The following is a 2,017-nucleotide window of genomic DNA, read 5'->3' on the forward strand; positions in this document are numbered from 1 at the left end:
TACAACCACGCCAAGTACGTGGAGCCGCGTCGCCGCATGATGCAGGACTGGGCCGATCGCCTGGACCTGCTCGAACAGGGCGAAGTGCAAGCTGCGAGCGCGCACCTGACCATCCGTATCGACGGGGTGCCAGCGATGGCGGAAGTGGAGGAAGCGGTGGACGTGGCCCCGACGGTCGCCGAGCCCGGTGTCTCCGGCTCACCGCCCGTGGCGGCCACGCCCATCGTCGTGACCCCCAACAGCGGCGGAATCACGTTCCAGCGCCTGTCGCAGGTGCCGCCGCCTCCGGCGCATGCTCCTGAGTCGGAGGTCTCTGCCATCCAGCGCGAGCGTGAGGAAATGCTGGCCATGTACGAGTCGCCGAACAATCTGCCGGTCGCGCTGTTCGGGAAGCTGGCTGGGAAGTCCAAAGACCAGATCAACCGCGAGCTGAAGGCAGGCAAGCTACTGTCCATCAGCTTGGGCAACCGGGGGCAGCGCGTTCCCGACTGGCAACTGGTGCCGCTCAAGCGCCGGCTGGCCCAAGCGCTCATGAACCAATGCCCGCATGTAGATTCTTGGGCGCTGTATCGTCTGTTGACCAAGCCCCATTCCAACCTCGGAAACCGTGCAGCCATCGATGTCGTCACACCGACCAACGTGGGCAAAGTATTGCAAGCCGTCACGCCCTATAAGGAGTTCGAGCGCTCCAGTACAGACGAGACACCCCAGTTCTCCGAGTTCGTTCGCCAGTTGCAACGCCACGTGAATGCGCTCGAAGAAGCGCCGTGCTGACGAGCCAGGACTTCGACGCCAACGGCGTGCCGCAACGCGTGTTTACCTAGACGCTAGGAGTGCGTTAAATCCCGTCGTGGGCGGCTATTGCAACGAACTGATCAACCAGACGGCCAAGACCGACTGCAATTCCTCCCGGTAAGGTTTTTCGCCTCCGCGTCCGGATGTCCGTTCCTTGAGCGGCGGGTAGGAGGCCTGTACCCAGGATTTATGAGGTTCCCCGCCCCAAGGTCCATTCCCATGTGCGAACCGACAGCTCGGCAAACAGACCTGCCTGTACGTAGGGGTCGTGGGCCACGAAGGCGTGCACGTCGTCGATATGCGCCGCCTGCACAACGAGAAGCGTGCCATCCATGGCGCCTTGCGTGTCCAGCAACGGCCCCCCATGGACAACATTGATCGCGTGGCCCGGATGCTCGCGCAGCCAAATGCGATGCGACGGCCGTACCCGCGCACGCACTTCAGACATGCCAGGATGATCGGTTGCAATGACGATGAAGAAAGAAGCAATACTAGGCGCGCCTTCCGGCGATGCTGGCTGATTGGCATTCATGGCGAGTTCTTTCGGAGCTGTGGTGGGGCATGTTCTATGAAGAGTCGTTAGATCACAGCGATCAAGAGTCGCGGCCCAATACCACGCCTGCAGCAGGCCGCCCTGTCGCCCACGATTCCTTGGCCGCCTCCTTTTCATTCGATGCCGACTTCGCATGGTCAATGCAGAAGATCAAGATCGCCGCCAGCAAGCCTGGAATGCCGATGGCAACGAAGTTGAGCCCCAGAGGCAATTCGGCGCCCACAAGCGCACCAATCACGATCGGCGCCACAATGGCTCCCACACGCCCGACACCAAGGAACCATCCCAGCCCGGTTGCACGAATCGTGTTCGGGTAGAACTGGCCCACGTAGGCGCAGCCTACGATCTGCGTACCGATGGTCGTTCCGCCTGCAAGACCGATCAGCACATAACGCAGGCTAGTGCTGACCTCCTGCCCCAGCATGGCCAACGAGCCTGCCGCAATCAGATACATGCTTGCGAGCACGTACTTGATGTGGAGCCGATCCGCTAGCCAGCCGCCAGCGATCGCGCCCAAAATTCCTCCCAGGTTCATCACGATCACGAAAGTCAAGGCTGAGCCGATGCTGTAGCCCGCCGAAGCCATCAGCTTGGTCAACCAGGGGTCTCCTCGTTTTCAGTGCAATAAGTGACGGGGTAATGCCCCCCGCAAACCGGCGCTGGGAGAAG

At 61.4% G+C, this 2,017-nt stretch carries 1 protein-coding gene and 2 pseudogenes; 1 reads left to right on the forward strand and 2 read right to left on the reverse strand.

The annotated features are described in order from the left end of the window. Positions 1-774: pseudogene (locus K206_RS0136030) on the forward strand (integrase); the annotation flags it as partial. A 208-nt stretch (positions 775-982) separates the two neighbouring features. Here the strand turns inward: K206_RS0136030 and K206_RS0136035 are convergent. Next, entirely contained in the window at positions 983-1,285 is a 303-nt protein-coding gene (locus tag K206_RS0136035) for a YciI family protein (protein WP_029044453.1), read from the reverse strand. Positions 1,286-1,388: 103 nt separating this feature from the next. Then, positions 1,389-1,949: pseudogene (locus K206_RS40460) on the reverse strand (MFS transporter); the annotation flags it as partial. Positions 1,950-2,017 lie beyond the last annotated feature (68 nt).

The organism is Cupriavidus sp. WS, assembly GCF_000395345.1.
Lineage (GTDB): Bacteria > Pseudomonadota > Gammaproteobacteria > Burkholderiales > Burkholderiaceae > Cupriavidus > Cupriavidus basilensis_B.